We start from the raw sequence: 21,793 nt of genomic DNA on the forward strand, positions 1-21,793 counted from the left end.
TACGGAAGGTGTGGGTTGAGTCACGACAGAACCTGCAGGCAAGGCCACGGAAAAGAGGCCCGCGGCAATGCCTGTCATGTTACTCGATAGCCGGCTATTCGATAGCCTCGTAAGGAAGTCCGACGTAATTTTCTGCAATGGTTTTGCGCCCGGCCTCAGACTCGACAAAGTACTCCAGCTCACTCTGGGCGATACGCTGGCTGAAACCATCCGCCTCGGGAAACTGGTGCAGCATCGAGGTCATCCACCAGGAAAACCGCTCGGCCTTCCAGATGCGGCGCAGGCAGATCTGTGAGTATTTCTCCAGCAACTCCACACGCCCTTCCCGATACACCTTGCACAGGATCGTGAACAAGGTGCTGACATCACTGGCGGCCAGGTTCAGGCCCTTGGCGCCGGTGGGCGGCACGATGTGGGCCGCATCGCCCAGCAGGAACAGGCGCCCGTACTGCATCGGCTCCACCACGAAACTGCGCAACGGGGCGATGCTCTTTTCGATCGAGGGTCCGGTCACCAATTGCGCTGCCAGTTCTTCTGGCAGGCGCGCCTTGAGTTCATCCCAGAAGCGCTGGTCGGACCACGCGTCAGGCGTCTCCTCGGCCGGCACTTGCAGGTAATAGCGGCTGCGGCTGGGCGAACGCATGCTGCACAGGGCAAAGCCACGCGGATGCTTGGCGTATACCAGCTCCTCGTGGACCGGCGGGGTATCGGCAAGAATACCCAGCCAGCCGAATGGATAGACCCGCTCGAACGTCTTGAGCACATCGCCGGGGATCGACTGGCGCGCCACACCGTGGAAGCCGTCGCAACCGGCAATGTAGTCGCACTCCAGGCGCACCTGCTGGCCCTGATGCTCGAAGGTCAGCCAGGGCCGTTCGCCCTTGAGGTCGCGGGGTTGAACATTGTGCGCTTCATACAAAGTGATCGCGCCGGCCTGCTCGCGCGCTGCCATCAAGTCGCGGGTGACTTCGGTCTGGCCGTAGATCATGACGGTCTTACCGTTGGTCAGGGATTTCAGGTCGATATGTTGCAAACGGCCGTTCAACGCCAGCTCGAAACCTTCATGCACCAGGCCCTCGGCGTCCATCCGCTGGCTGACGCCGGCCTGGCGCAACAGGTCGACCATGCCCTGTTCGAGCACACCGGCGCGAATACGCCCGAGGACATAATCGGGGGCCTGGCGCTCTAGAATCAGGGTTTCAATCCCCGCGTTGTGCAGTAACTGGCCGAGCAGCAGCCCCGAAGGGCCGGCGCCGATAATGGCGACTTGGGTTTTTAGCGTTTTCATTATTTTTATGGTCCGCACACTTCACCCGAACGTATTCGGTGAAAGCGTTGTCATTGGATTTGGTGCTGGCATTTTTAACTTGAGTGGCCGCCATAAGAAGGTGAAAACTGAGCTAAAGCCTGCGCTTTTCGCCAATCGGGGCGATTACCGAACCACTGTCCTGAGTATCGGATTGAAACCATGACCAAAAACGCCAGTCCCGCGATTCCAGTGTTCAAACTTTATGGGGAAAGCCAAGAGTGGCCGACCCCGGATCTGTTGCACTGTGAAACCATCTCCCGGCGCAGCCGCGAGTACCAGTGGGAGATCCAGCCCCACCGACATGCGGACTTGTGCCAATTGCTCTATGTGTACAAGGGCCAGGCGCAACTGGAGATCGAGGGCCAGCGCACGACGCTGACGGAATCGACCCTGCAAGTACTGCCGCCGCTGTGTGTGCATGGGTTTCGGTTTGCCGAAGATGTCGAAGGCTTTGTGGTGACACTGGCCGCACCGCTGGTGGCGCACCTGCAAGGCCAGTTGGGCTCGGCGGTAGACAGCTTGAGCGCCCTGGGCAGCTACCCGGCGGGCAAGGACAGTGACTACCTCAACAGCCTGTTCGCGCGGTTGCAAAATGAATACAACGACGACTTTCCGTCCCGGGACATGATGATGCACGCCCTGGTCAGCGTGCTGCTGGTGTGGATCAGCCGCCAGGCCATCCAGCGCCGCCATCCACGGGCACCCCGCAGTCGTGAGTACTTCCGCCATTTCACCCAGTTGGTGGAACAGCACTACCGTGAGCATCCGAAGATCGAAGACCTGGCGCACAAGCTGGGGATCTCGGTGTCGCACCTCAACGGCACCTGCCGCGAACTGGGCGGCCAGCCGGCCTTGCAGATCATGCACGACCGCCAATTGCTGGAGGCCAAGCGCCTGCTGACTTACACCAGCATGACCATCAATGAAATGTCGGACGTGCTGGGGTTCTCTGATCCGACGAACTTTTCCCGACTGTTCCGCCGACGCGTAGGGTTTTCGCCCAAGGCGTTTCGTGAGCAACTGAACGCGGATTGACCGGGCGCCTACAGGCCGAGTGTCAGCGCAAAGCGCTCAAGGTCGCCGAGTAGGTGCATTGCCCATGGTTGCACGCCGCGGCCATGCCCGGTTGCAGGCGGGCCTGTTCGGCGCGATAGGCGGCGGTGCCGTAGAGGGCCGTGGCAAAGGCGCAGAGGGCAAAGATCATCAGGTACTTTCTGGTTTTGATCGTCATGGCGGTGACCTCCGGACAGATCAAGAAGGTGCTGTCTTAAGCATAGGCCAGCCAGGGCGAGTTGCCAGTATTGACGGGTATTCAGGGGCCTTATCGGGCCTACAATCCTGCATCCCATTGCGGCTCTGGCGGGAACCTCAAGACCAGGAAATCCAGGAGGCTGCGCAACGCCTGCGGCATGTGTTTGCGCGAGGCATATACCGCATAGATGTTCATCTGCCGAGGCTCGGCATGGGGCAGCAGACGAATCAACTCGCCGCGACGGATGTAATCACCGGCCTGATAGCTGGGCAACATTGCCACCCCCGCTCCCGCCAGGGCCATGCGTAGCAAGGTGCTGGCTTCATTGGCGCTGATATTGCCGTGCACCGGCACCGACACCGGCTCGCCGTTTTCCTCGAAGTGCCACAGGCTCTTGCTGAAATAAGAGTGGGTCAGGCAATTGTGCCCGGCCAGTTCTTCCACGCGCTGTGGTTGCGGGTGTTCCAGCAGATAAGCCGGCGAGACACAGATTACCGAGCGGCAAACCGTCAACTGACGCGCAATCAGGTTGGGGTCAAGGTCGTTGCTGGTGCGGATCGCCAGGTCGATGCGCTCATCCACCAGGTTCACTGTGCGGTCGAGCATTTGCAGGTCAATACTGACCAACGGGTAACGCTTGACGTACTCGGCCATCGCATCGGCCAGTTGTGCCTGGCCAAACGAGGTGCTGACACTCAGGCGCACCAGGCCCCGGGGGGCGTCGTCCGGTTCGCTGACGGCGGCCTGCATGTCGCAGGACAATTCCAGCATCTGCCGACAGCGTGGCAGGGTTTCACTGCCGGCGGCAGTCAGGCTGAGCTTGCGGGTGGTGCGGTGCATCAGGCGGGCGCCGACCCAGTCCTCCAGCTCCGCCAGATAGCGCGATACCACCGGGCGCGACAGGTCCAGATGATCGGCGGCGGCAGATTGGCTGCCCAGGTCGACCACGGTGACAAACACCCGCATTGCTTGAAGACGATCCATGATTTGCCCGATTTCAGAAACAAACTATGTTCCAGCATCGCATTTTTTGCTGCGTTCAGTGCAACTAAGCTCTGTCCATCGCCTATCAAGGCACCTCTGACCTGGACCTGCCCATGCTCACCACCCTCAAGCGCTTTGTATTGGCCACTACCGTTCTCGGCTTTGCCGCCCACGCCGTCGCCGCCGACCTTACCCTCGATGTTTACAACCCGGGCGAATCGGCGATCTTCCCCGTCAGTTCAGTGCTGGTCAGCGGCGAGAAAGACGCGATCCTGGTGGACGCGCAGTTCGGCAAAGGCCAGGCCGAGCAACTGGTGCAGAAGATCCGCGCCAGCGGCAAACAGCTGACCACCATTTATATCAGCCATGGCGACCCGGACTACTACTTCGGCCTCGACACCCTGGCCAACGCCTTCCCACAGGCCAAGATCCTCGCACCGCAGCCAGTGGTCGACCATATCAAGGCCACCGTTGCCGGAAAGATCGAATACTGGGGCCCGAAAATGGGCGCCGACAAGCCGGCCAAAACCATTATTCCCCAAGTCCTCGAAGGCCATAGCCTGACGCTCGAAGGCCAACCGCTGGAAGTGATCGGCCTGGACGGCCCGCAGCCGGATCGCAGCTTCGTCTGGATCCCATCGATCAAGGCCGTGGTCGGCGGCGTGGTGGTCTCAGAAAACATCCACCTGTGGATGGCCGACACCCAGGGCGCGCAATCCCACGCCGATTGGCTGAGCACCCTGCAACGTATCGAAAAACTCAAACCGGTCACCGTGGTACCCGGTCACTACCTGGGCACGCCTACAGCCAAATCTGTCGCCTTCACTGCCGACTACATCAAGGCGTTCGATGTAGAAACCGCCAAGGCCAAGGATTTCACCGCACTGATCGCTGCCATGAAAAAACGCTACCCGAACCTGGCCGATGAAAGCTCCCTGGAACTGAGCGCCAAAGTCGCCAAGGGCGAAATGAAGTGGTGAATTGATCCAACCCTTTACCCACCCTGGAGAACGTCATGAGCAAGATTGCAATCATTGGTGCCACCGGCCGTGCCGGTAGCCAACTGCTGGAAGAAGCCCTGCGTCGCGGCCATACCGTCACGGCCATCGCCCGCAACACCGCAACTATCGCAGCGCGTCCCGGCTTGATCGTTAAACAGGCGGATGCGCTGGACGCGACAGCCCTGCAACAGGCGATCAGCGGCAACGACGTGGTGATCAGCGCCGCGCACTTCGCCACCCTGCCCGCTGCCGCGGTGATCGGGCCGGTAAAACAGGCCGGCGTGAAGCGTCTGCTGGTAGTGGGCGGTGCCGGTTCGCTGCTGTTGCCGGGCGGTGGGCGGGTTATCGACAGCGCAGGCTTCCCTGCCGAATACAAGGCCGAGGCCAGTGCTGGCGCAGTGTTCCTCGACACCTTGCGCCAGGAAAAGGAGCTGGACTGGAGCTTCCTTTCGCCTTCGGCAGAGTTTGTCGAGACTGAGCGCACCGGCACATTCCGCCTGGGCCAGGACGACCTGCTGGTGAGCAGCGAAGGCCGTAGCTGGATCAGCTTTGCCGACTTCGCCATTGCCCTGATTGACGAAGTGCAAACACCGAAACACTCCCGCCAGCGCTTTACCGTGGGCTACTAAGCACACAACCGCTGCTGGAGCCGGCTTGCCGGCTCCAGCAACTGCAGTTTTTCAATAGCCCCTGCGACTTTCTCATTTGCCCCCCGCCCTGCACCGCCGCCTAATAGCGACCTTGTCCGCTCAAGACCCGCCCATGGAAAACGTCCACGCAAAACCCACCACCGCTCTCTGGCTGATGCTCAGTGTTGTGCTAGTGGCCCTGAACCTGCGCCCGTCCATGGCGGCGGTTGGTCCGTTGTTGTCATCGATACGCGCCGATGTGCCCCTGAGTTTCAGCACCGCTTCGTTGTTGACCATGCTGCCAGTGATGGCGATGGGCTTGGCGATGTTCTTTGGCATCGGCCTGGGCAAACGGCTGGGTGAGCATCGCAGCATTGTGCTGTCGCTGGTGGTGATTGGCCTCGCCACCCTGTCGCGGCTGTTTCTCGACTCTGCGGCTGAATTGATCCTCAGCGCCATTGCCGCCGGCGTGGGCATTGCCTTGATCCAGGCGTTGATGCCCGCGCTGATCAAGTCGCACTTTCGTGACAATGTTTCGCTGTTCATGGGCCTGTACGTCACCGCGATCATGGGCGGTGCAGCCTTGGCGGCATCGTTCTCGCCGTTCATCCAGGTGCACACCGGCAGTTGGCGCATCGGCCTGGCCATCTGGGCAGTGCTTGCCGTGTTGGCGCTGCTGTTCTGGTACGCCCAGCGCGCGGCGCTGCCTCCCCTGCCCCAAGCCGGCGCCGGCCCGCAGGAGTCATTTTTCGGTAATCGCCGCGCGTGGTTGCTGGCGATTTTCTTCGGCCTCGGTACCGCTTCCTACACCTGCGTACTGGCGTGGCTGGCGCCGTACTACGTCGAGCAAGGCTGGAGCGAACAGAATGCCGGCCTGCTGCTGGGCTTCCTGACGGCCATGGAAGTGGTCTCCGGGCTGATCACCCCGGCCATCGCCAACCGGCGCCAGGACAAGCGCGGCGTGGTTGCCGTGTTGCTGGTGCTGATCATTGCGGGTTTCTGTGGCCTGATCCTCTCGCCGCAGCACCTCACATTACTGTGGCCGTGCCTGCTGGGCCTGGGCATTGGCGGGCTGTTCCCGATGAGCCTGATCCTGTCCCTCGACCACCTGGACAACCCGCGCCGCGCCGGTGGCCTGACGGCATTCGTGCAGGGCATCGGCTACCTGATTGCTGGCGTGTCGCCGCTGATTGCCGGGATGATCCGCGACCAACTGGGCAGTTTCGAATGGGCCTGGTGGTCGCTCACCGCCGTGGTGGTGGTGATGCTGCTGATCGTCCTGCGCTTCGACCCACGCCACTATGCACGGCATATTCGCTAGGGCGTCGTATTCCAAACAGTATCTGTCCCACAACCGACACAGAAAGGTCCTACGGACCTTTCTATTGGTACGAGCGTTCCGTTAACATTTTGACTTGTTTGCGCTGCGGTCGCGCAACAGGCTCACGGACGGAACGAATGCTAAACAGTAACTTGCTTAGAAAGCTCGATATGCAGGACCTGATGGTGTTTGTCGCTGTGTATGAGCAAAGCAGCGTCACCGATGTGTCCGAAACCCTGTTTGTCAGCCAGTCCACCGTCAGTTACAGCCTGAAGAAGCTGCGTACCAGCTTCGAGGACGACCTGTTTATCAACACCCGTGCCGGCATGCGCCCGACCTACAAGGCCAGCACCATGTACGGGCATGTGCAGAAAATCCTCGAAAGCATCAACCTCTGCCACGCAGGTGCGCAGACATTCGACCCCACGCAAAAAGCCGTCACCTTCAACCTCTGTGCGCCCGAGTACTTCGAGCAACTGATCCTGCCCAGGTTGTTGAAACACTTCGATCATGCCGACCTACCAGTGATCGTCAACGTGCAGAAGCTGGAAACCGAGATTCCCGTCGAAGCGCTGCGCGACGGGCGCCTGGACCTGGTGATCTGCTTCGGCCCGCACTTTCATCGCGAGCACAAGGACCTCAGGACCCAGATGCTGCTCGAAGACGATCTGGTCTGTGTCTTCGATAAACGCGCCGCCCCCCGGGAACCGGCGTTCAGCCTGCAATCCTTCGTCGCCCGGCGCCATGTGTTCCCCACCCCCTGGACCTCGGACACCAACATGATCGACGGCTGGCTGGCGCGCCAGGCCCAAAAACGCCAGGTTATCGCCCGGGCCAACAGCTACAGCGCCGCGCTGAAGATGATTGCCGGCACCGACTTCATCGTCACCCTGCCCCGGCGCGTGCAACAGCTGCTGGCCGTGGAACCGCCGTTTGGCCACTGCGAAGCCCCCAACGGCCTGCCGGGGTTTACCCTGGATATGCAGTGGAACGACGCCAGCGAGCAGGAAACTGCCAACGCGTGGTTTCGCGAGCAGGTGGTGCAGGCAGCGGCAAGCTGCAAGCTAGAAGCGGCAAGAGATGCACAGACATCACTTGCCACTTGAAGCTTGCTGCTTGTAGCTGTCATCCCCCCATAAACGCTTCCAGTCGCGAGCGCATCCAGCGCTCGGCCGGGTCGCTGTCAACGTGGCTGAGCCAGACCATGGACAGGTCCAGGGTCGGCGTATCGAACGGGAATGGCTCACAAAACAGGTTGCCCGCCGCGGCCATGGCCTGGGCCGTGTAGTCCGGCAGGCTGGCGATCATATCGGTGCCGGCCAGCAATGCCGGCAAGGAGCTGTATTGCGGCACGGATAACACCACGTGCCGCTTGCGACCGATCTCGGCCAGCCACTCATCGGCAAACCCTGCGACGTTGGCGGTGTGGGACACCAGCACATGGGGGCGCGCGCAGTATTCGTCGAGGGTCAGGGGCTGGTCCGAGGCATCGGCGCGTAGCACGCTGGGGCGGATATGGCGCAACAACTTGCGCTTGGCATTGGCCGGCAGGCCACGGGTCTGGGTGATGCCGACAGTGATATCGCCGGAGGCCAGCAAATCGGGGATACGCCAGTAATCAACGTGCTGCACCACAAACACCACCTGCGGCGCTTCGATACGCAGGGCCCGCAGCAGCGGTGGCAGCAAGCCAAACTCGACGTCATCGGACAGGCCAATGCGAAATGTCATGGTGCTGACAGACGGGTCGAAATCATGGGTAAGGCTCAACGCCGCCGACAGCGAGTCCAGCGCCGGCGACAGATGCCGGATCAGTTCCTCGGCTCGCGCCGTAGGCTCCATGCGATGGCCGACACGGATAAACAACGGGTCGTTGAACAGTGTGCGCAGGCGGTTGAGGGCCGAGCTGATCGTCGGCTGGCCGAGAAACAGCTTCTCTGCCGCGCGTGTCACGTTGCGTTCGAGCATCAGTGTTTCGAAGACGACCATCAAGTTGATGTCGGCCTTGCGTAATTCATTGCGGTTCATGGCGAACGCCCTACAGCCCAAGACTGCCGGCAGTTTAGGAACACAGCGGGGCCTGCGTCTATGCGCCGACTATCCAACCCACCTGTTTGGGACTATAAATCAGCTTCCATGGCAACCGAGAACACCCCCGTGCTGGTCATTCTTGCCCTGGCCATCCTGATGGCCGGGCTGTGCATCTGGAGCATCAGGTTCATCGCCCACCCGACCGCCAGGACACTGCTGCGGGTATTTGTCGGGCTATGCCTGGCCGCCATCGTCGCGTACCTGGTGCTGGCGTCAGGGTTTCCGACCGCGTTGCTGGTATCGGCCGGTTGACGATGCCCATCTCGGCCCCTCTAATAAGCGCCTCATTCAAGCACGGAGCGCTTCGCCATGAAATTCGCCTACACCATCGTCTACGTCCCGGACGTCGCCGCGTCGCTGCAGTTTTTTGAAAACGCCTTCGGTTTCAATCGGCGTTTCCTGCACGAATCAGGCACCTATGGCGAACTTGAAACAGGTGGCACCACCTTGTCTTTCGCCGCCCATGAGCTGGGCGAGATGAATTTTCCCGGTGGGCATGTGCCAGCCCACAGCTCGAAACAACCACTGGGCATGGAGTTGGGGTTTGTCACCGATGACGTGCCGGCCGCCCACGCCAAGGCGCTGGCCGCAGGTGCAACCGAGCTGACGGCGCCGATCAGCAAACCCTGGGGCCAGGTGGTGTCGTATGTGCGCTGCCCGGATGGGACACTGGTGGAGTTGTGTACGCCGATCCAAAACTGACGCGGGCCTTATCGGATAGGAGCCGGCTGCCGGCTCCTACAGTCAGGGTTTTAGCGGACGTTCCTGATCGCGTTCGGACAGTTCCGTACCGTCATCCGGATGCTTCCAGGTCTGTGGCTTCTCTTCCTCGCGACGTTGCCTGGCGCGCTCCTGCTCCTGTTGCGCCTCATCGCGCGGCTTGTCTTGATTGGTCATACCTACCTCCCGTCCATAAGAATGAGTCACGCCAAACAAGCATAGAACAGCCAACACATTTCTTGCGGGTAACAGTCAGGGAGCCAACTATGCAACTGGTTGCATATTAAAATTCACCCTGCTAATTTCTCCTCGCCGGGTACCCGACACCCGATCCGATTGGAGCCGTCATGTCTCTCCCAACTGTTTTGCAAGGCCGTCTTTCGATTCCAGTGGTGTGTTCGCCGCTGTTTATTATTTCCAGCCCTGAGTTGGTGATCGCCCAATGCAAGGCCGGCGTAGTGGGTTCATTCCCCGCGCTGAACGCGCGGCCGGCGCCAGTACTGGAGGATTGGCTGAAACAAATCACGACCGAGCTGGCCGAGTACGATGCCCTGCATCCGGATAAGCCCTCTGCACCGTTTGCGGTCAACCAGATCGTGCACAAGTCCAATGATCGGCTCGAACATGACCTGGCACTGTGCGCCAAGTACAAAGTCCCGATCATCATCACCTCGCTGGGTGCGAGGGTGGATGTGAATGAGGCGGTACACGCCTACGGCGGCATCGTGCTGCACGACGTGATCAACAATACCTTCGCCAGAAAAGCCATTGAGAAAGGCGCCGACGGCCTGATTGCCGTGGCTGCGGGTGCTGGAGGGCATGCGGGGAAAATTTCGCCGTTTGCGCTTATCCAGGAAATCCGTGAATGGTTCGACGGCCCGCTGCTGCTGTCGGGGGCCATTTCACACGGTAATGGGATTCTCGCCGCCCAGGCGGCAGGCGCTGACCTGGCCTATATCGGCTCGGCGTTCATCGCCACTGAAGAGGCCCATGCCCAATCGGCCTACAAGCAAATGATTGTCGAGAGCTCGGCTGACGACATCATCTACTCCAACCTGTTCACCGGTGTGCATGGCAATTACCTGCGCCAAAGCATCGCCAACAGCGGCCTGGACCCGGATGAACTGCCGGTGTCCGACCCTTCGACAATGAATTTCGGCACCGGTGAAGGGGCCAAGGCCAAGGCATGGAAAGATATCTGGGGCGCAGGCCAGGGCGTGGGCGCCGTCAAGTCGGTCCTGCCGGCCGGCAAGCTGATCGAGCGGCTCAAGGGTGAGTATCAAGCCTCGCGCAAACGCCTGGACCTCGGCGTTACTCATTAGCGGTGGATCAGGCGATATCTTCAGTGCCTGTACCGCCGCCATCGCAGCCTCGCTGAAGCTCGACAGCTCCCACAGGGGATTGGCGGCGGGTCCGGGATTTCGGTCTGGATGAATGTCGAGCCCTACCTGGCCTCAAGCCTCAATCAACGGCAATACCTCGTCCGCCCAAGCCAGCCAGCTTTCTTCGAGCATGATTCCACGCCGCAGCACCATATATTGCAGGCGCTGTGCAGTGGTTAAAGACGCGGATGAAAAGTCACGCTGTTCAATCTGCCGGTACGTCTCAAGCAATGCCTGATGCTGCTTGATCAGGCGCTGGACCTCATCCCCCAGACCCAGCGGGCCAATCACCGCCTCGGCACGCAGCTTGATCAGCAGTGCCTGGCTCTGATCCCCCGTTTCTTGCGGCTCGCCCGCCCAGCGCATCAACTCGGCGCGCCCCGCAGGCAGCACCTGGTAGGTTTTTTTGCGCCGTTTGTCATCCTCAGGGCCATCGTGCGCCACGAGCCAGCCGGCGCTGACCATACGGCCCAGCTCACGATAGATTTGCTGATGGGTGGCTTGCCAGAAATAACCAATGGAGCGGTCGAACCGATTGGCCAACTCATACCCCGTCGAGGGCTTTTCCAGGAGTGAGGTCAGGAGTGCGTGTTGGATGGACATGGGGCGCAGTCTACCTCCGCGGTTCTGGCCCGGGCGAGCATGAAGTCGATGAAGGTCGAGGTCGCGCGGGTGTGATGGTGATCAGGCATGTAGAGCATATACATGTTGGTGCCGAAGATGCTCAGCCGCCAGGCGTCCAGTGCGGTAACCAGCGTGCCCTGGCGCACGTCATCCTGCACCAGGTAGTCCGGCACCAGCCCGACGCCCAACCCGGCCAATACGGCTTGGCGCAAGAACAGGAAGTTCTCCGAAATCAGGGTGGGCTCCAGCAGTACCTCATGCCGCTCCTCATCCAGGTAAGCGGCGACCCGCAATTGCCGGCCGACCACCGCCGCCGTAATCAGCGGCGCGGTGCGCAAGTCGCTGAGTTGCTCTGGCACACCATGCTCCTGGGCGTAGGCCGCAGAAACGCAGGCCACGTAGCGCAACACGCCCATGTCCCGCGCCACCAGGTTTTGCGGCGGCTCGGACATGACCCGTACCGCGATGTCCACTTCATCGCGCATCAGGTCTTCGACACGGTTTTCGAACATCACGTCCAGCACAATCCCGGGATACAGCCGCTTGAAGTCGAGCAGCCAGTCGGCCATGACCCATTGCCCATAGCCACTTGGGACACTGACACGCACCCGGCCCTGCAGGCTCTGCCCCAGTGAAGACACCGACTCTTGCGCCGCCAGCAGCTCATTGCGGATGGCTCGCCCATGCTCATACAGGCGCAGACCGATCTCGGTCGGCTCGATGCGGCGCGTAGTGCGCCGTACCAGTTGCAAACCGATCGACTGCTCCAGGCGGCTGAGGTGGTAGCTGATGTTGGCCCGGCTGACCTTGAGGCGCCGTGCGGCCTCACTGAGGTTGCCTGCATCGATGATTTCGACCAGCAAGGTAAGCGACTTGAGGTCCATGGGCGATCACTGTCAAAGAATTTTGAACAGCCTGTCAACCAGAGCTGTGATTGTCAACGAAGCTTTGCCTTCCGATAATCCTTCGGATAATCAGCCGCTGAGCACCACAGGTGAAACCATGCGTGAACCGATTCTTGTGCACCGCGAAGGTGCCGTTCTAGTGCTGTCCAATAACAACCCCGGCGCACGTAACGCCCTCACGCCCGAGTTCTATGCCGCATTACCCCAGGCCCTGGCCCGGGCCGAGGCAGATCCGGCGATTGGCGCCGTGGTATTGACCGGTGTTGACGGTCATTTCTGCGCCGGCGGCGATCTGCATCGGCTGGCATTACGCCGGGCCATGACGCCGGCAGAGCGACGGGTCAACCTTGAAGGCCTGCATGACCTGATCCGCTCGATCCACACCTGCAGCAAACCGGTGATCGCCGCCGTCGAAGGGGCAGCCGCCGGGGCCGGCCTGTCGATTGCGCTGGCGTGCGACATGCTGGTAGCGGCTCGCAATGCTTCGTTTTCGGTGGCCTACGTCAAGGTTGGCCTCACCCCGGATGGTGGCGCCACGGCATTCCTCGCCGAATTTGTCTCGCGCCAGGTACTGACGCAACTGTGCCTGACCGGTGATCGTATCAGCGGTGAACGCCTGCATGCCCTGGGCGCGGTGAATACCCTGGCCGAGCCCGGTGAGGCGCTCGCGGCGGCCATCACGCTGGCAGCCCGGATTGGCGCAGGCCCACAGCGGGCAATGGCGCGGATCAAGAGCCTGTGCCGTCAGGCCGGCAGCGCAAGCCTGGAGCAGCAGTTGGAACTGGAAGCCACCCATATGGTGGAGTCCATGGGTGACGATGAGGCTGGCGAGGGGATTGCGGCGTTCTTCGACAAGCGGCCTGCAGACTTCCTGGCCTTACGAAAAACCAATCAATAATTCCGCACAGCGAAATAACATTCCATATATTTGACATCCCGCCGTATTGCATGCAAATCTCCAGCGAGATGGCACTCGCCATACCGCCCGCATATCGATTAACCCAGACTCATAACAATAGGGTTTTAGAATGTTCAATCGTCACCTGCCCCATTGGCCGGAGGGTGCGCCCCACCACCTGACACTGCCGGACACCAGTCTTTTCTGTAACCTGGAGATCGCTGCCCGGCGTTATCCACAAAAGACCGCGATCATTTACTACGACACCCTCATCACCTACGCCCAGTTGCTTGATGAGGTCGAGCGGTTGGCCGGGTATTTCCAGTCCCAAGGGATCAAGCGTGGCGACCGGGTGCTGCTGTTCATGCAGAACTCGCCTCAATTCATCATCACCTACTACGCCGCCTTGCGCGCCGACGCCATGGTGGTACCGCTCAACCCCATGAGCCGCGCCAGCGAACTGGAACACTACCTGCAAGATACTGACGGCGAGATCGTCGTCTGCGCTCAGGATCTCGCGCCTTTTGTCACGCCGCTGCTCGGCCGTTTCAAGCTGCGCCAGGTGCTGACGACCGCCTATTGCGAATACCTGCGCCAGCCCACCGACCTGCCCCTGCCGCCCGAATTGCTCGTTGCGGTACAAACCGCGACGTTGCCTGGCGTGGTGCGCTGGCAGGCTGCACTCGATTGCGGCCAACAGCCCGGCCCGCACCTCAGTGGCGCGGACGATCACTGCGTGATGCCTTACAGCTCCGGCACCACCGGCGTGCCCAAGGGTTGCCTGCACACCCATGCATCAGTGATGGCGACGACCGTGCATCGCCAGGCCTGGACTAACCGCACTTGCGAAGACGTGGTACTGACCACACTGCCGCTGTTCCATGTCGCCGGCATGCAGTCGTCGATGAACGGGCCGATTTTCAGTGGCGCCTGTGTGGTGGTCATGACCCGTTGGAACCGCGAAGTCGCCGCGCAGTTGATGCAACGTTATCGCGTCAGCAACTGGTCCAATATCGTCACCATGGCCGTGGATTTCCTGACCCAGGACGGGCTCGATCGCTATGACTTATCGAGCCTCAACTACATTGGCGGTGGCGGTGCGGCGATGCCCGGCCCGGTCAAGGACAAGCTCAAACAGCTATTGGGCCTGGACTACATCGAAGGTTACGGCATGACCGAAACCATGGCAGCGACCCATATGAACCCCAAGGCGCGCAGCAAATCCCAATGCCTGGGCATTCCGGCGTTCGACGTGGACTCGCGCGTTATCGACAGTACGACTGGTCTGGAACTGGCGCCCCATGAGGTGGGGGAAATCGTCTGCCGTGGCCCGCAAATTTTCAAAGGCTACTGGCGGCTTCCGCAAGACACCGAAAAAGCCTTTATCGAACTGCAAGGTAAACGTTTCCTGCGTACCGGCGACCTCGGTTACTACGACGAAGACGGCTACTTCTTCATGGTCGACCGTATCAAGCGAATGATTAACGCCTCCGGCTACAAGGTCTGGCCTTCGGAAGTCGAAAGCCTGATGTACCGCCATCCGGCGATCAAGCAGTGCTGCGTCATCTCCTCCCCCGACGCACGCCGAGGGGAAGCCGTCAAAGCCCTGGTGACCCTGCACCCCGAGCGACAGGACACCACGGCCGACGACATCACCGAGTGGTGCAAAGCCAATATGTCGGCCTACAAAGTCCCGGCCACCATTGAGTTTCGCGAGCATCTGCCGCAATCCGGCGCCGGCAAACTGCTATGGCGCCAGTTGCAGGATGAAGAATGGGCTGCCCACGCCCCCACCAGTACTGGCACAGGAAACTGATTGATGTCTGACGCCGTTATTGTCTCCACCGCGCGTACCGCCCTCGGCAAATCCTACCGGGGCGCCCTGAACAACACCCACAGCATCGACCTGGCCGGGCATGTGATCCAGCACGCCGTGGCCCGGGCCGGGATTGACCCGGGGCTGATTGAAGATGTGATCCTCGGCGCGACGTTTCATGAAGGCGCCCAGGGCAAGAACATGGCGCGCCTGGCAGCCATTCGTGGCGGGTTGTCCACCACCACGGCGGGGTTGTCGATCAACCGTTTTTGCAGTTCGGGCCTGCAAGCCATTGCCCTCGCGGCCCAACGTATCGTGTCGGAGAAAGTCCCGGCGATGATTGCCGGCGGCGTGGAATCCATCAGCCTGCTGCAAAACGACAAGCTCAATACTTATCGCGGGCAGAACCCGTGGCTGCTGGAGCACAAGCCTGAGCTTTATCTGTCGATGATTGAAACCGCCGACATCGTTGCCCATCGCTACAACATCAGCCGCGAGGCCCAGGACGAATACGCCCTGCTCAGCCAGCAGCGCACCGCCGCCGCCCAGGCCGCTGGGTTGTTTGATGATGAGATTGTTCCCTTCAGCACCCGCATGCTGGTCAAGGACAAACACAGCGGCGAGGTCAGTGAACAGGCGGTAACCCTGACCCAAGACGAGTGCAACCGCCCCTCCACCACCCTGGCCAACCTGGCCTTGCTGGAGCCTGTGCGCGGAGCCGGGCAATTCATCACGGCGGGCAACGCCAGCCAGTTGTCTGACGGGGCATCGGTATGCCTGGTCATGGACAGTCTGTATGCCGAACGCAACAACCTCGAACCGCTGGGGATTTTCCGCGGTTTTGCCGTGGCCGGTTGCGAGCCGGACGAGATGGGCATCGGCCCGGTCTACGCCATCCCGCGCCTGCTTAAGCGCAACGGCCTGAAAATCGACGATATCGACTTGTGGGAACTCAATGAAGCCTTCGCCTCGCAGGTAATCTACTGCCGTGAAAAACTGGGCATTCCCCTAGAGAAGATCAACGTCAACGGCGGCTCCATCTCCATCGGTCATCCTTATGGTGTCACCGGCTCACGCCTGACCGGCCATGCCCTGATCGAAGGCAAACGGCGCGGCGCCAGATATGTGGTAGTGACCATGTGCATCGGCGGCGGACAAGGCGCTGCGGGGTTGTTCGAGATCGTCTAAAAACCGAGCCAGAGCGCGAAGCTGCAAGCCCGCTCCCACACTAGTATGTAGTGGCTTCAGTCAAGCCGCTCGATCACACAGGCAATGCCCTGGCCAATCCCGATGCACAGGCTCACCAGCGCGTAGCGCCCTTGCTGGCGCTCCAGGCTACGCAAGGCCGTCAGGGCCAAGCGGGCACCCGAGGCACCCAGCGGGTGGCCAATGGCAATCGCACCGCCTTGGGCATTCAAACGTGGGTCGTCAAAGGCCAGGCCCAACTCTTTGGCGCACCCCAGTACCTGGGTGGCGAAGGCCTCATTGATTTCAATCACATCCATATCCGCCAGGCTGAGCCCGGCACGTGCCAAGGCCTTGCCAATGGCCGGTACCGGCCCCAGCCCCATCACCCGCGGCGCAACCCCCGCGACCGCACCGGCCACGATCCGCGCCCGTGGCTTGACCCCGTACCGCTCACCGATCGCACGGTTGCCAACGATCAGCGCCGCCGCCCCATCGTTGATCCCCGAGGCATTCCCCGCCGTGACCACGCCACCGTCGAACAGCGCCCCCAGCCGGGCAAGCGCCGGCTCATCGGTGGACGGCCGTGGGTGCTCATCAGCCCCTACCTCCTTGGGCGGCAACTTGCGCCCTTGTGGCACCAGCACCGGCATCAGTTCCCCGTCATAAAAACCCTCGGCCAGCGCCTTGGCATACAGCGCCTGGCTGCGCGCCGCGAACGCATCACTGTCGGCACGGCTGATGCCCAGATCGCGCGCAATGTTATCGGCGGTTTGCGGCATGCTGTCGGCGCCGAATTCGGCCTCGATCAGCGGGTTGGGAAAACGCGCACCGATGCTGCTGTCGAAGACCTGGAAGGCCCGGGAAAACGCCGCCTCGCTCTTGCCGACAACAAACGGCGCACGGCTCATGCTCTCGGTGCCGCCAGCGATAAACAACTGGCCTTCATCGCAACGGATCATCCGATTCACATCCAGCAACGCCGCCAGCCCCGAGCCGCACAAGCGGTTGACAGTCAGGCCCCCCGTGGTCAATGGCAACCCCGCGAGCAATGCCGCATTGCGGGCAACGTTGCGCGCATCTTCACCGGCCTGGCAGGCACACCCCGCCACGACGTCTTCATAGTCGGCGCCAGCGAACGGGCTGCGCGCCACCAGGGCGCGAATGACCTCGCCCAGCAAGTCATCGGGGCGCACGCTGGCCAAGGCGCCGGCGCTGCGACCAAAAGGTGTACGCAGGCCATCATAGATATAAGCGGACATGGTTATTGCTCCTGCACAGCAGAGGGATGATCGGGGGATTGCAGGCTCAGGCCCAGTTGCACCCGGCGACGCAGCCAGGGGCTGGGGCGGTAGCGCGGCTCTTCATAACAACCTTGAATGCCGCGCAACACCGTGAGGATCTTGTCTGCACCATAGAATTCGGCGAAGGCCAGCGGGCCGCGCGGATAACCCAGCGCCAGCATCACCGCACGGTCGAGGGTGGCCGGGGTGGCGATGCCACGCTGGACGATTTCCGCCCCCAGGTTGGCCACGCAGGCCACCACGCGCTGGATGATGAAACCGGGCGAGTCATTGATCACTTCCACCGGCACGCCGCTGCTGCCAAGGGCCTGCACCGCCTGGGCTTCCAACGCAGGCTCAAGCGCCGGTTGGCGCATCAACACCAGGCGCTTGGAGAAATCGCAGAAGGTGTCCAGGGCCAGGGTGCGCTCAGCCGGTAAACCCAGGCGCGCAATCATGCTGCTGGCATCTTCGCCCAATGGGGTAATCAGGCAGATCGCGTTGGCCGGTGGTTGAACAGCCTCTTCAAGCGTCGCCCCGCCAGCGGCGAGCAAGGTTGCCACCTCAGCGCGCACGTGCGGCTCCTGGCTGTCGAGCCAGAAGGCACGCTCGACCGCTACAGCCGCGCGCTTGAGCGGTGGCGAACGCAGCTGCTGGCCGTCGACATACCGATAGAAACCATGCCCGTCACTCTTGCGTCCCAGCAAACCGGCGGCCACGCGCTGGGCTGCCAGGTAGGAAGGCGTGTAGCGGGGGTCACCATAAAACTGCGCGTAGATCGACTCCATCACCCCGTGGGAAATGTCCAGCCCGGTGAGGTCAAACAACTCGAAAGGCCCCATGCGAAACCCCGGGCCATCGCGCAGGATGCGGTCGATCTGTTCGACATCGGCGATGTTCTCGCCAAGGATGCGCAAGGCTTCAGTGCCATAGGCGCGACCAGCATGGTTGACCAGAAAACCCGGTGTGTCCGGGGTTTGCGCCGCAAAGTGGCCCGCTGCCTCGGCCAACGCGCACAAGCGCTCTACCACCTGCGCCTGGGTACGTTCACCGCGCACCACCTCGACGATCTTCATCAGCGGCACCGGGTTGAAGAAGTGAAACCCGGCCACCCGTTCAGGGTGCTGGCAACCGCTGGCAATCTGTGTAACAGACAACGAAGACGTGTTAGTCGCCAACACGGCGCTCGGCGCAACGATGGCCTCCAACTGGCGAAACAGCCCTTGCTTGGCCTCCTGGTTCTCGACGATGGCTTCGATCAACAGATCGCAACCGGCCAAGGCTTCCAGGCTGTCAGCCGGCTGCATGCGCGCCAGGGTCTGCTCCAATTGCTCGGGGCTGAGCTTGCCCTTGGCCACCTGGCGCGCCAACAGGTCTTTGTTAAAGCTCAGCGCCTGCTCGACCGCCTCGGGACGCACGTCATACAGCAGCACCTCGCAACCTGCCGTCGCAAACACCTGAACAATGCCACGCCCCATGGCGCCACTGCCAATCACACCGATACGTGAAAACATGGTTTCTCCGATTTTATGTTTCGCTGTGCAGAACCTAATTCCATATTGACTAGAATACTAATTATTGTCAGGCTCAACTTCAATCTAAAAACGGCTCTTTGCGGAACATACCGTGCGTAGCAAGTGCCGCCGTTCACCCCATAACAAAAAGAGAACACACCATGACCGTCTCACCACCCTGCGACCTGCAAGGCCTGTTCAGTGGATTCGCTGCGTACCTGGGCCTTGATCTGGTTGAATACGGCCAGGCGCAAACCGTCATCGCGTTGCTGGTCAACCCCGAGCATCTCAACCAGGCCGGCAACCTGCACGGCGGTGTGATAGCGGCCATGGCCGACGCGGCGCTGGGCATGTGCGGCACCTGGAATATCGACCCGGACCTGTGGCGCTTGTCCCTGACCCTGTCACTGAACATCAATTACATGGCTCCCGCCCCCGCAGGCAGTCGGGTGCGGGTCATTGCCCGGGTGCGGGGCGGTGGGCCGAAAATCTACATGGCCGCTTGTGATGTGCTCGATGCCGAGGACAACCTGCTGGCCAGCGCTGAAGGGGTGTTCAAACGCAGCCGCCTGCGGCGCCTGCCCGCGTGAAGCTGACACGCCTGCTGCCACTGGCCCTGCTCTGCGAACTGATTGCCCTGGGCACACGTACCACTGCGTTCAGCCTGATCGCGGCGCTGCTGTTCGGTTTGTTTTTTATCCGTCACTGGCAGTCGCTCATGCCCTACCCTCGGCGCCTGGGCCTGGCGACGCTGGCGCTGCTCGCGATATGGCTGGTCAAGGCCCCACTGGACCTGCCCACCGTCCAGCGCATCAGCAGCGCGGCCGCCTATTACGCGGCGTTCATTGGTGGCCTGGGGCTGATGGGTTGCCTGGTCAAGCGCCTGCCGGCACTGCGCGAGGTACATCGTTTTTTGTTGCGTGGACCACGGGCCCTGCTCTATCCGCGCTACTTGTTGGCGGCGCTCGGGTTGGGGTCAATCCTCAGTTTCGGCATGCTCAACCTGATGTGTTCAACCCTGCACAGTTACCTGCAACACTTTGCACCCGATCACCCGGCCCAACGCGATGGCCAGCGAGGTGTGCTGACCGCTGCCATTCGCGGCTTTGCCCTGGTGCCGTTAATCGCGCCAACCAGCATTGTGGTGGCGATCATTACCCGTGAAGTCCCCAGCCTGACCTGGACCGACCTGTTGCCTTACGGCGTGATCGCCACGGTGCTGCTGATGCTCATTGGCGCACGCACGGAAAACCGCCATTTGCAGACATTGGTGGATGAGTCGCCAGAAATCCCCGCAGCCTCGCTCACGCCTCTGGTCCTTGGCACGGCCTTGGGCATTGGCGCGATTGTCGCGCTGGCAAGCTTCAGTTGGCTGAACATCACCCAGGCGTCGTTGGTGGTGGTGCCGCTGCTGGTCAGTGGCTGGTTGTTCCTTGAAAGCCCTGGCAAAGCCTACGACGAATTGGCCGAGCATCTGGCGGGCATGCGCAATGAGGTCTTTATCTTCGGCTGTTCCGCGCTGTTCGGCGCGCTGTTCAATCAACTGGTGTCCCTGGATCAACTGGTGCCGCTACTGGGCGGTTCCTCCCAGGTATTTGTGCTGCAATGCATTGCCCTGCTGGGTATCGTCGGGCTCGCGCTGATCGGCATTGCGCCGATTATTACCCTGAGCATTTGTGCCGGTTTGCTGGCCCAATTGCAGGCGGCCGGTGTCAACCCTCTGGGCCCCGCCGTCAGCCTGGTCTGCGCCTTCTCCCTGGCGATGCTGCTCTCGCCCTTTGGGCCCGCCGTGTTGATCCTCGCGCGTACCGCAGGCACCTTGCCGTGGACGATTGTCCTTACCTGGAATGGCCGCTTTGCGCTGATCGCCATCCCGGTATTACTCGCCCTGTCCTGGGTCGTGCAATGGAACCATTAGCGGAACAGGATTCCGCTATGCTGCCATTTCGCGCGACTATATAAGTCATTGCATTGAAATCACGCCGGTTACTGCCCACACTGCCTGGCATTATCGGCTAACCTCTTCCACTGCCAGCCCGCTGCCCACATGAGCCTCCATGACTGAAGAAATCGAAACGCCCGAGAACGAACCCAAGGACCGGAAATTCGTCGAGGCCCTGAGTCGGGGTCTCGAAGTGTTGCGCGCGTTCACCCACGGCAACGTCACCCGGGGCAACCAGGACATCGCGCGGATTACCGGGCTGCCCAAGCCCACGGTTTCGCGCCTGACCTACACCCTGACGCAGCTTGGCTACCTGAGCTACAACCAAGACGTGGAAAAGTACCAACTCGACTCCGGGGTGCTGGCCCTGGGGTATGCCTATGTCAACAACCTGCGGGTCCGCCAGTTGGGCAAACCGCTGATGGACGAGTTCGCACGGCGCACCAACACCACCGTTGGCCTCACCTGCCGCGATCGGTTGTCGATGATTTATGTGGAAAGCTGCCGCCCACCCGACGTGGCCAGCCTGCGCATGGAAGCCGGCGTGCGCCTGCCCCTGAGCACTACTGCGGCGGGCCGTGCCTACCTGGCCGCCACCCCGGAAAACGAGCGGGCACACCTGATCGGCGAAATTGCCAAGAAGGCCGGTGACGAATGGCCGGCCCTGGAAGCCTCGCTGAACGAATCGTTTCGCGAGTATGAGGAGTTCGGTTTTTGCCTGTCCCTCGGCGAATGGGACCGCAACGTCAACGCCGCTGGCGTTCCGCTGCGCCTGACCGACGGCAGCATCATGGCCCTGACCTGTGGCGCGCCGAAATTCCAACTGCCGACCGACACCCTGCAAAGCTCCCTGGCACATCAACTGGTGATGTTGGCCAGGGACATCGAAAGCCTGGGCGCCTGATCGCCATGGGTCCTGCAGGCGCGAAACTGTTCG

23 protein-coding genes are annotated in these 21,793 nt (G+C 61.4%); 14 read left to right on the plus strand and 9 right to left on the minus strand.

Features of this window, described 5'->3' with window-relative positions; all coding sequences use genetic code 11:
* Positions 1–94: 94 nt before the first annotated feature.
* Complete coding sequence (gene pobA, locus FJD34_RS12685) at positions 95–1,288, minus strand: 4-hydroxybenzoate 3-monooxygenase (RefSeq protein ID WP_090290638.1); 1,194 nt, start codon at positions 1,286–1,288, stop codon at positions 95–97.
* Between the two features lie 180 nt (positions 1,289–1,468).
* On the opposite strand from pobA, the gene FJD34_RS12690 reads away from it, so the two are divergent.
* Positions 1,469–2,344, plus strand: a complete 876-nt coding sequence (locus tag FJD34_RS12690) for a helix-turn-helix domain-containing protein (RefSeq protein ID WP_032863516.1) — start codon at positions 1,469–1,471, stop codon at positions 2,342–2,344.
* A gap of 22 nt (positions 2,345–2,366) precedes the next feature.
* On the opposite strand, the gene FJD34_RS28050 is transcribed toward FJD34_RS12690, so the two are convergent.
* Both FJD34_RS28050 and FJD34_RS12695 read right to left on the minus strand, forming a co-directional pair.
* Positions 2,367–2,540 (minus strand): hypothetical protein, encoded by a 174-nt coding sequence (locus tag FJD34_RS28050; RefSeq protein WP_167360815.1) that lies wholly within the window; start codon positions 2,538–2,540, stop codon positions 2,367–2,369.
* A gap of 99 nt (positions 2,541–2,639) precedes the next feature.
* The gene (locus tag FJD34_RS12695) at positions 2,640–3,545 is read right to left on the minus strand and encodes a LysR family transcriptional regulator (RefSeq protein WP_065943483.1); all 906 of its coding nucleotides are present in this window, start codon (positions 3,543–3,545) and stop codon (positions 2,640–2,642) included.
* 113 nt (positions 3,546–3,658) lie between these two features.
* Between FJD34_RS12695 and FJD34_RS12700 the strand changes: the two genes are divergently transcribed.
* The 4 genes from FJD34_RS12700 (at position 3,659) to FJD34_RS12715 (ending at position 7,602) form a co-directional block, all read left to right on the plus strand.
* Complete coding sequence (locus FJD34_RS12700; protein ID WP_090290637.1) at positions 3,659–4,525, plus strand: MBL fold metallo-hydrolase; 867 nt, start codon at positions 3,659–3,661, stop codon at positions 4,523–4,525.
* A 35-nt stretch (positions 4,526–4,560) separates the two neighbouring features.
* A complete protein-coding gene (locus tag FJD34_RS12705; RefSeq protein WP_032863519.1) occupies positions 4,561–5,175 on the plus strand; it encodes an NAD(P)-dependent oxidoreductase in 615 nt (204 codons plus the stop codon).
* A gap of 133 nt (positions 5,176–5,308) precedes the next feature.
* Positions 5,309–6,496, plus strand: a complete 1,188-nt coding sequence (locus FJD34_RS12710; protein ID WP_032863520.1) for a cyanate transporter — start codon at positions 5,309–5,311, stop codon at positions 6,494–6,496.
* Positions 6,497–6,633: 137 nt separating this feature from the next.
* Positions 6,634–7,602 carry a LysR family transcriptional regulator gene (locus tag FJD34_RS12715; RefSeq protein ID WP_032863521.1) on the plus strand — a complete coding sequence of 323 codons (969 nt, stop codon included), beginning with the start codon at positions 6,634–6,636 and terminating at the stop codon, positions 7,600–7,602.
* A 19-nt stretch (positions 7,603–7,621) separates the two neighbouring features.
* On the opposite strand, the gene FJD34_RS12720 is transcribed toward FJD34_RS12715, so the two are convergent.
* Positions 7,622–8,524, minus strand: coding sequence for a LysR family transcriptional regulator (locus FJD34_RS12720; RefSeq protein ID WP_032863522.1), 903 nt, complete (start codon positions 8,522–8,524; stop codon positions 7,622–7,624).
* 108 nt (positions 8,525–8,632) lie between these two features.
* Between FJD34_RS12720 and FJD34_RS12725 the strand changes: the two genes are divergently transcribed.
* Positions 8,633–8,839 carry a hypothetical protein gene (locus FJD34_RS12725; RefSeq protein WP_154220497.1) on the plus strand — a complete coding sequence of 69 codons (207 nt, stop codon included), beginning with the start codon at positions 8,633–8,635 and terminating at the stop codon, positions 8,837–8,839.
* Between the two features lie 57 nt (positions 8,840–8,896).
* Positions 8,897–9,289 carry a VOC family protein gene (locus FJD34_RS12730; RefSeq protein WP_090290636.1) on the plus strand — a complete coding sequence of 131 codons (393 nt, stop codon included), beginning with the start codon at positions 8,897–8,899 and terminating at the stop codon, positions 9,287–9,289.
* A 42-nt stretch (positions 9,290–9,331) separates the two neighbouring features.
* On the opposite strand, the gene FJD34_RS28055 is transcribed toward FJD34_RS12730, so the two are convergent.
* A complete protein-coding gene (locus FJD34_RS28055) occupies positions 9,332–9,484 on the minus strand; it encodes a hypothetical protein (RefSeq protein WP_167360814.1) in 153 nt (50 codons plus the stop codon).
* Positions 9,485–9,654: 170 nt separating this feature from the next.
* On the opposite strand from FJD34_RS28055, the gene FJD34_RS12735 reads away from it, so the two are divergent.
* Positions 9,655–10,629, plus strand: a complete 975-nt coding sequence (locus tag FJD34_RS12735) for an NAD(P)H-dependent flavin oxidoreductase (RefSeq protein WP_065943486.1) — start codon at positions 9,655–9,657, stop codon at positions 10,627–10,629.
* 132 nt (positions 10,630–10,761) lie between these two features.
* On the opposite strand, the gene FJD34_RS12740 is transcribed toward FJD34_RS12735, so the two are convergent.
* Both FJD34_RS12740 and FJD34_RS12745 read right to left on the minus strand, forming a co-directional pair.
* The gene (locus tag FJD34_RS12740; protein WP_090290635.1) at positions 10,762–11,292 is read right to left on the minus strand and encodes a PadR family transcriptional regulator; all 531 of its coding nucleotides are present in this window, start codon (positions 11,290–11,292) and stop codon (positions 10,762–10,764) included.
* A complete protein-coding gene (locus tag FJD34_RS12745; RefSeq protein WP_050593454.1) occupies positions 11,268–12,197 on the minus strand; it encodes a LysR family transcriptional regulator in 930 nt (309 codons plus the stop codon). The genes FJD34_RS12740 and FJD34_RS12745 overlap by 25 nt, the downstream gene beginning before the upstream one ends.
* A 118-nt stretch (positions 12,198–12,315) precedes the next feature.
* On the opposite strand from FJD34_RS12745, the gene FJD34_RS12750 reads away from it, so the two are divergent.
* The 3 genes from FJD34_RS12750 (at position 12,316) to FJD34_RS12760 (ending at position 16,120) form a co-directional block, all read left to right on the plus strand.
* Entirely contained in the window at positions 12,316–13,116 is an 801-nt protein-coding gene (locus tag FJD34_RS12750) for an oxepin-CoA hydrolase, alternative type (RefSeq protein ID WP_090293067.1), read from the plus strand.
* A 130-nt stretch (positions 13,117–13,246) separates the two neighbouring features.
* Positions 13,247–14,932 carry a long-chain-fatty-acid--CoA ligase gene (locus FJD34_RS12755; protein ID WP_090290634.1) on the plus strand — a complete coding sequence of 562 codons (1,686 nt, stop codon included), beginning with the start codon at positions 13,247–13,249 and terminating at the stop codon, positions 14,930–14,932.
* 3 nt (positions 14,933–14,935) lie between these two features.
* Positions 14,936–16,120, plus strand: coding sequence for an acetyl-CoA C-acyltransferase (locus FJD34_RS12760; protein ID WP_032863528.1), 1,185 nt, complete (start codon positions 14,936–14,938; stop codon positions 16,118–16,120).
* A 56-nt stretch (positions 16,121–16,176) separates the two neighbouring features.
* Here FJD34_RS12760 and FJD34_RS12765 read toward each other — a convergent pair whose 3' ends face one another.
* Both FJD34_RS12765 and FJD34_RS12770 read right to left on the minus strand, forming a co-directional pair.
* Complete coding sequence (locus tag FJD34_RS12765; RefSeq protein WP_090290633.1) at positions 16,177–17,379, minus strand: 3-oxoadipyl-CoA thiolase; 1,203 nt, start codon at positions 17,377–17,379, stop codon at positions 16,177–16,179.
* Positions 17,380–17,381: 2 nt separating this feature from the next.
* The gene (locus tag FJD34_RS12770) at positions 17,382–18,914 is read right to left on the minus strand and encodes a 3-hydroxyacyl-CoA dehydrogenase (protein ID WP_090290632.1); all 1,533 of its coding nucleotides are present in this window, start codon (positions 18,912–18,914) and stop codon (positions 17,382–17,384) included.
* A 161-nt stretch (positions 18,915–19,075) separates the two neighbouring features.
* Between FJD34_RS12770 and FJD34_RS12775 the strand changes: the two genes are divergently transcribed.
* From FJD34_RS12775 to FJD34_RS12785, 3 genes are all read left to right on the plus strand, one after another.
* The gene (locus tag FJD34_RS12775; protein ID WP_032863532.1) at positions 19,076–19,504 is read left to right on the plus strand and encodes a PaaI family thioesterase; all 429 of its coding nucleotides are present in this window, start codon (positions 19,076–19,078) and stop codon (positions 19,502–19,504) included.
* The gene (locus tag FJD34_RS12780; protein WP_223232739.1) at positions 19,501–20,832 is read left to right on the plus strand and encodes a hypothetical protein; all 1,332 of its coding nucleotides are present in this window, start codon (positions 19,501–19,503) and stop codon (positions 20,830–20,832) included. The genes FJD34_RS12775 and FJD34_RS12780 overlap by 4 nt, the downstream gene beginning before the upstream one ends.
* 139 nt (positions 20,833–20,971) lie before the next feature.
* On the plus strand, positions 20,972–21,760 hold the full coding sequence (locus tag FJD34_RS12785) for an IclR family transcriptional regulator (RefSeq protein WP_032863533.1): 789 nt from the start codon (positions 20,972–20,974) through the stop codon (positions 21,758–21,760).
* The last annotated feature ends 33 nt before the right edge of the window (positions 21,761–21,793 follow it).

The organism is Pseudomonas brenneri (genome assembly GCF_007858285.1).
In the GTDB taxonomy this organism is placed as follows: domain Bacteria; phylum Pseudomonadota; class Gammaproteobacteria; order Pseudomonadales; family Pseudomonadaceae; genus Aquipseudomonas; species Aquipseudomonas brenneri.

What these genes read in the sequence shown, in the direction of transcription:
- FJD34_RS12690 (WP_032863516.1), top strand. Translation starts at nt 1,469, where the DNA reads ATGACCAAAAACGCCAGTCCCGCGATTCCAGTGTTCAAACTTTATGGG.
- FJD34_RS28050 (WP_167360815.1), bottom strand. Translation starts at nt 2,540, where the DNA reads ATGACGATCAAAACCAGAAAGTACCTGATGATCTTTGCCCTCTGCGCC.
- pobA (WP_090290638.1), bottom strand. Translation starts at nt 1,288, where the DNA reads ATGAAAACGCTAAAAACCCAAGTCGCCATTATCGGCGCCGGCCCTTCG.
- FJD34_RS12745 (WP_050593454.1), bottom strand. Translation starts at nt 12,197, where the DNA reads ATGGACCTCAAGTCGCTTACCTTGCTGGTCGAAATCATCGATGCAGGC.
- FJD34_RS12770 (WP_090290632.1), bottom strand. Translation starts at nt 18,914, where the DNA reads ATGTTTTCACGTATCGGTGTGATTGGCAGTGGCGCCATGGGGCGTGGC.
- FJD34_RS12710 (WP_032863520.1), top strand. Translation starts at nt 5,309, where the DNA reads ATGGAAAACGTCCACGCAAAACCCACCACCGCTCTCTGGCTGATGCTC.
- FJD34_RS12765 (WP_090290633.1), bottom strand. Translation starts at nt 17,379, where the DNA reads ATGTCCGCTTATATCTATGATGGCCTGCGTACACCTTTTGGTCGCAGC.
- FJD34_RS12720 (WP_032863522.1), bottom strand. Translation starts at nt 8,524, where the DNA reads ATGAACCGCAATGAATTACGCAAGGCCGACATCAACTTGATGGTCGTC.
- FJD34_RS12735 (WP_065943486.1), top strand. Translation starts at nt 9,655, where the DNA reads ATGTCTCTCCCAACTGTTTTGCAAGGCCGTCTTTCGATTCCAGTGGTG.
- FJD34_RS28055 (WP_167360814.1), bottom strand. Translation starts at nt 9,484, where the DNA reads ATGACCAATCAAGACAAGCCGCGCGATGAGGCGCAACAGGAGCAGGAG.
- FJD34_RS12730 (WP_090290636.1), top strand. Translation starts at nt 8,897, where the DNA reads ATGAAATTCGCCTACACCATCGTCTACGTCCCGGACGTCGCCGCGTCG.
- FJD34_RS12755 (WP_090290634.1), top strand. Translation starts at nt 13,247, where the DNA reads ATGTTCAATCGTCACCTGCCCCATTGGCCGGAGGGTGCGCCCCACCAC.
- FJD34_RS12750 (WP_090293067.1), top strand. Translation starts at nt 12,316, where the DNA reads ATGCGTGAACCGATTCTTGTGCACCGCGAAGGTGCCGTTCTAGTGCTG.
- FJD34_RS12775 (WP_032863532.1), top strand. Translation starts at nt 19,076, where the DNA reads ATGACCGTCTCACCACCCTGCGACCTGCAAGGCCTGTTCAGTGGATTC.
- FJD34_RS12785 (WP_032863533.1), top strand. Translation starts at nt 20,972, where the DNA reads ATGACTGAAGAAATCGAAACGCCCGAGAACGAACCCAAGGACCGGAAA.
- FJD34_RS12705 (WP_032863519.1), top strand. Translation starts at nt 4,561, where the DNA reads ATGAGCAAGATTGCAATCATTGGTGCCACCGGCCGTGCCGGTAGCCAA.
- FJD34_RS12725 (WP_154220497.1), top strand. Translation starts at nt 8,633, where the DNA reads ATGGCAACCGAGAACACCCCCGTGCTGGTCATTCTTGCCCTGGCCATC.
- FJD34_RS12715 (WP_032863521.1), top strand. Translation starts at nt 6,634, where the DNA reads ATGCTAAACAGTAACTTGCTTAGAAAGCTCGATATGCAGGACCTGATG.
- FJD34_RS12740 (WP_090290635.1), bottom strand. Translation starts at nt 11,292, where the DNA reads ATGTCCATCCAACACGCACTCCTGACCTCACTCCTGGAAAAGCCCTCG.
- FJD34_RS12700 (WP_090290637.1), top strand. Translation starts at nt 3,659, where the DNA reads ATGCTCACCACCCTCAAGCGCTTTGTATTGGCCACTACCGTTCTCGGC.
- FJD34_RS12695 (WP_065943483.1), bottom strand. Translation starts at nt 3,545, where the DNA reads ATGGATCGTCTTCAAGCAATGCGGGTGTTTGTCACCGTGGTCGACCTG.
- FJD34_RS12760 (WP_032863528.1), top strand. Translation starts at nt 14,936, where the DNA reads ATGTCTGACGCCGTTATTGTCTCCACCGCGCGTACCGCCCTCGGCAAA.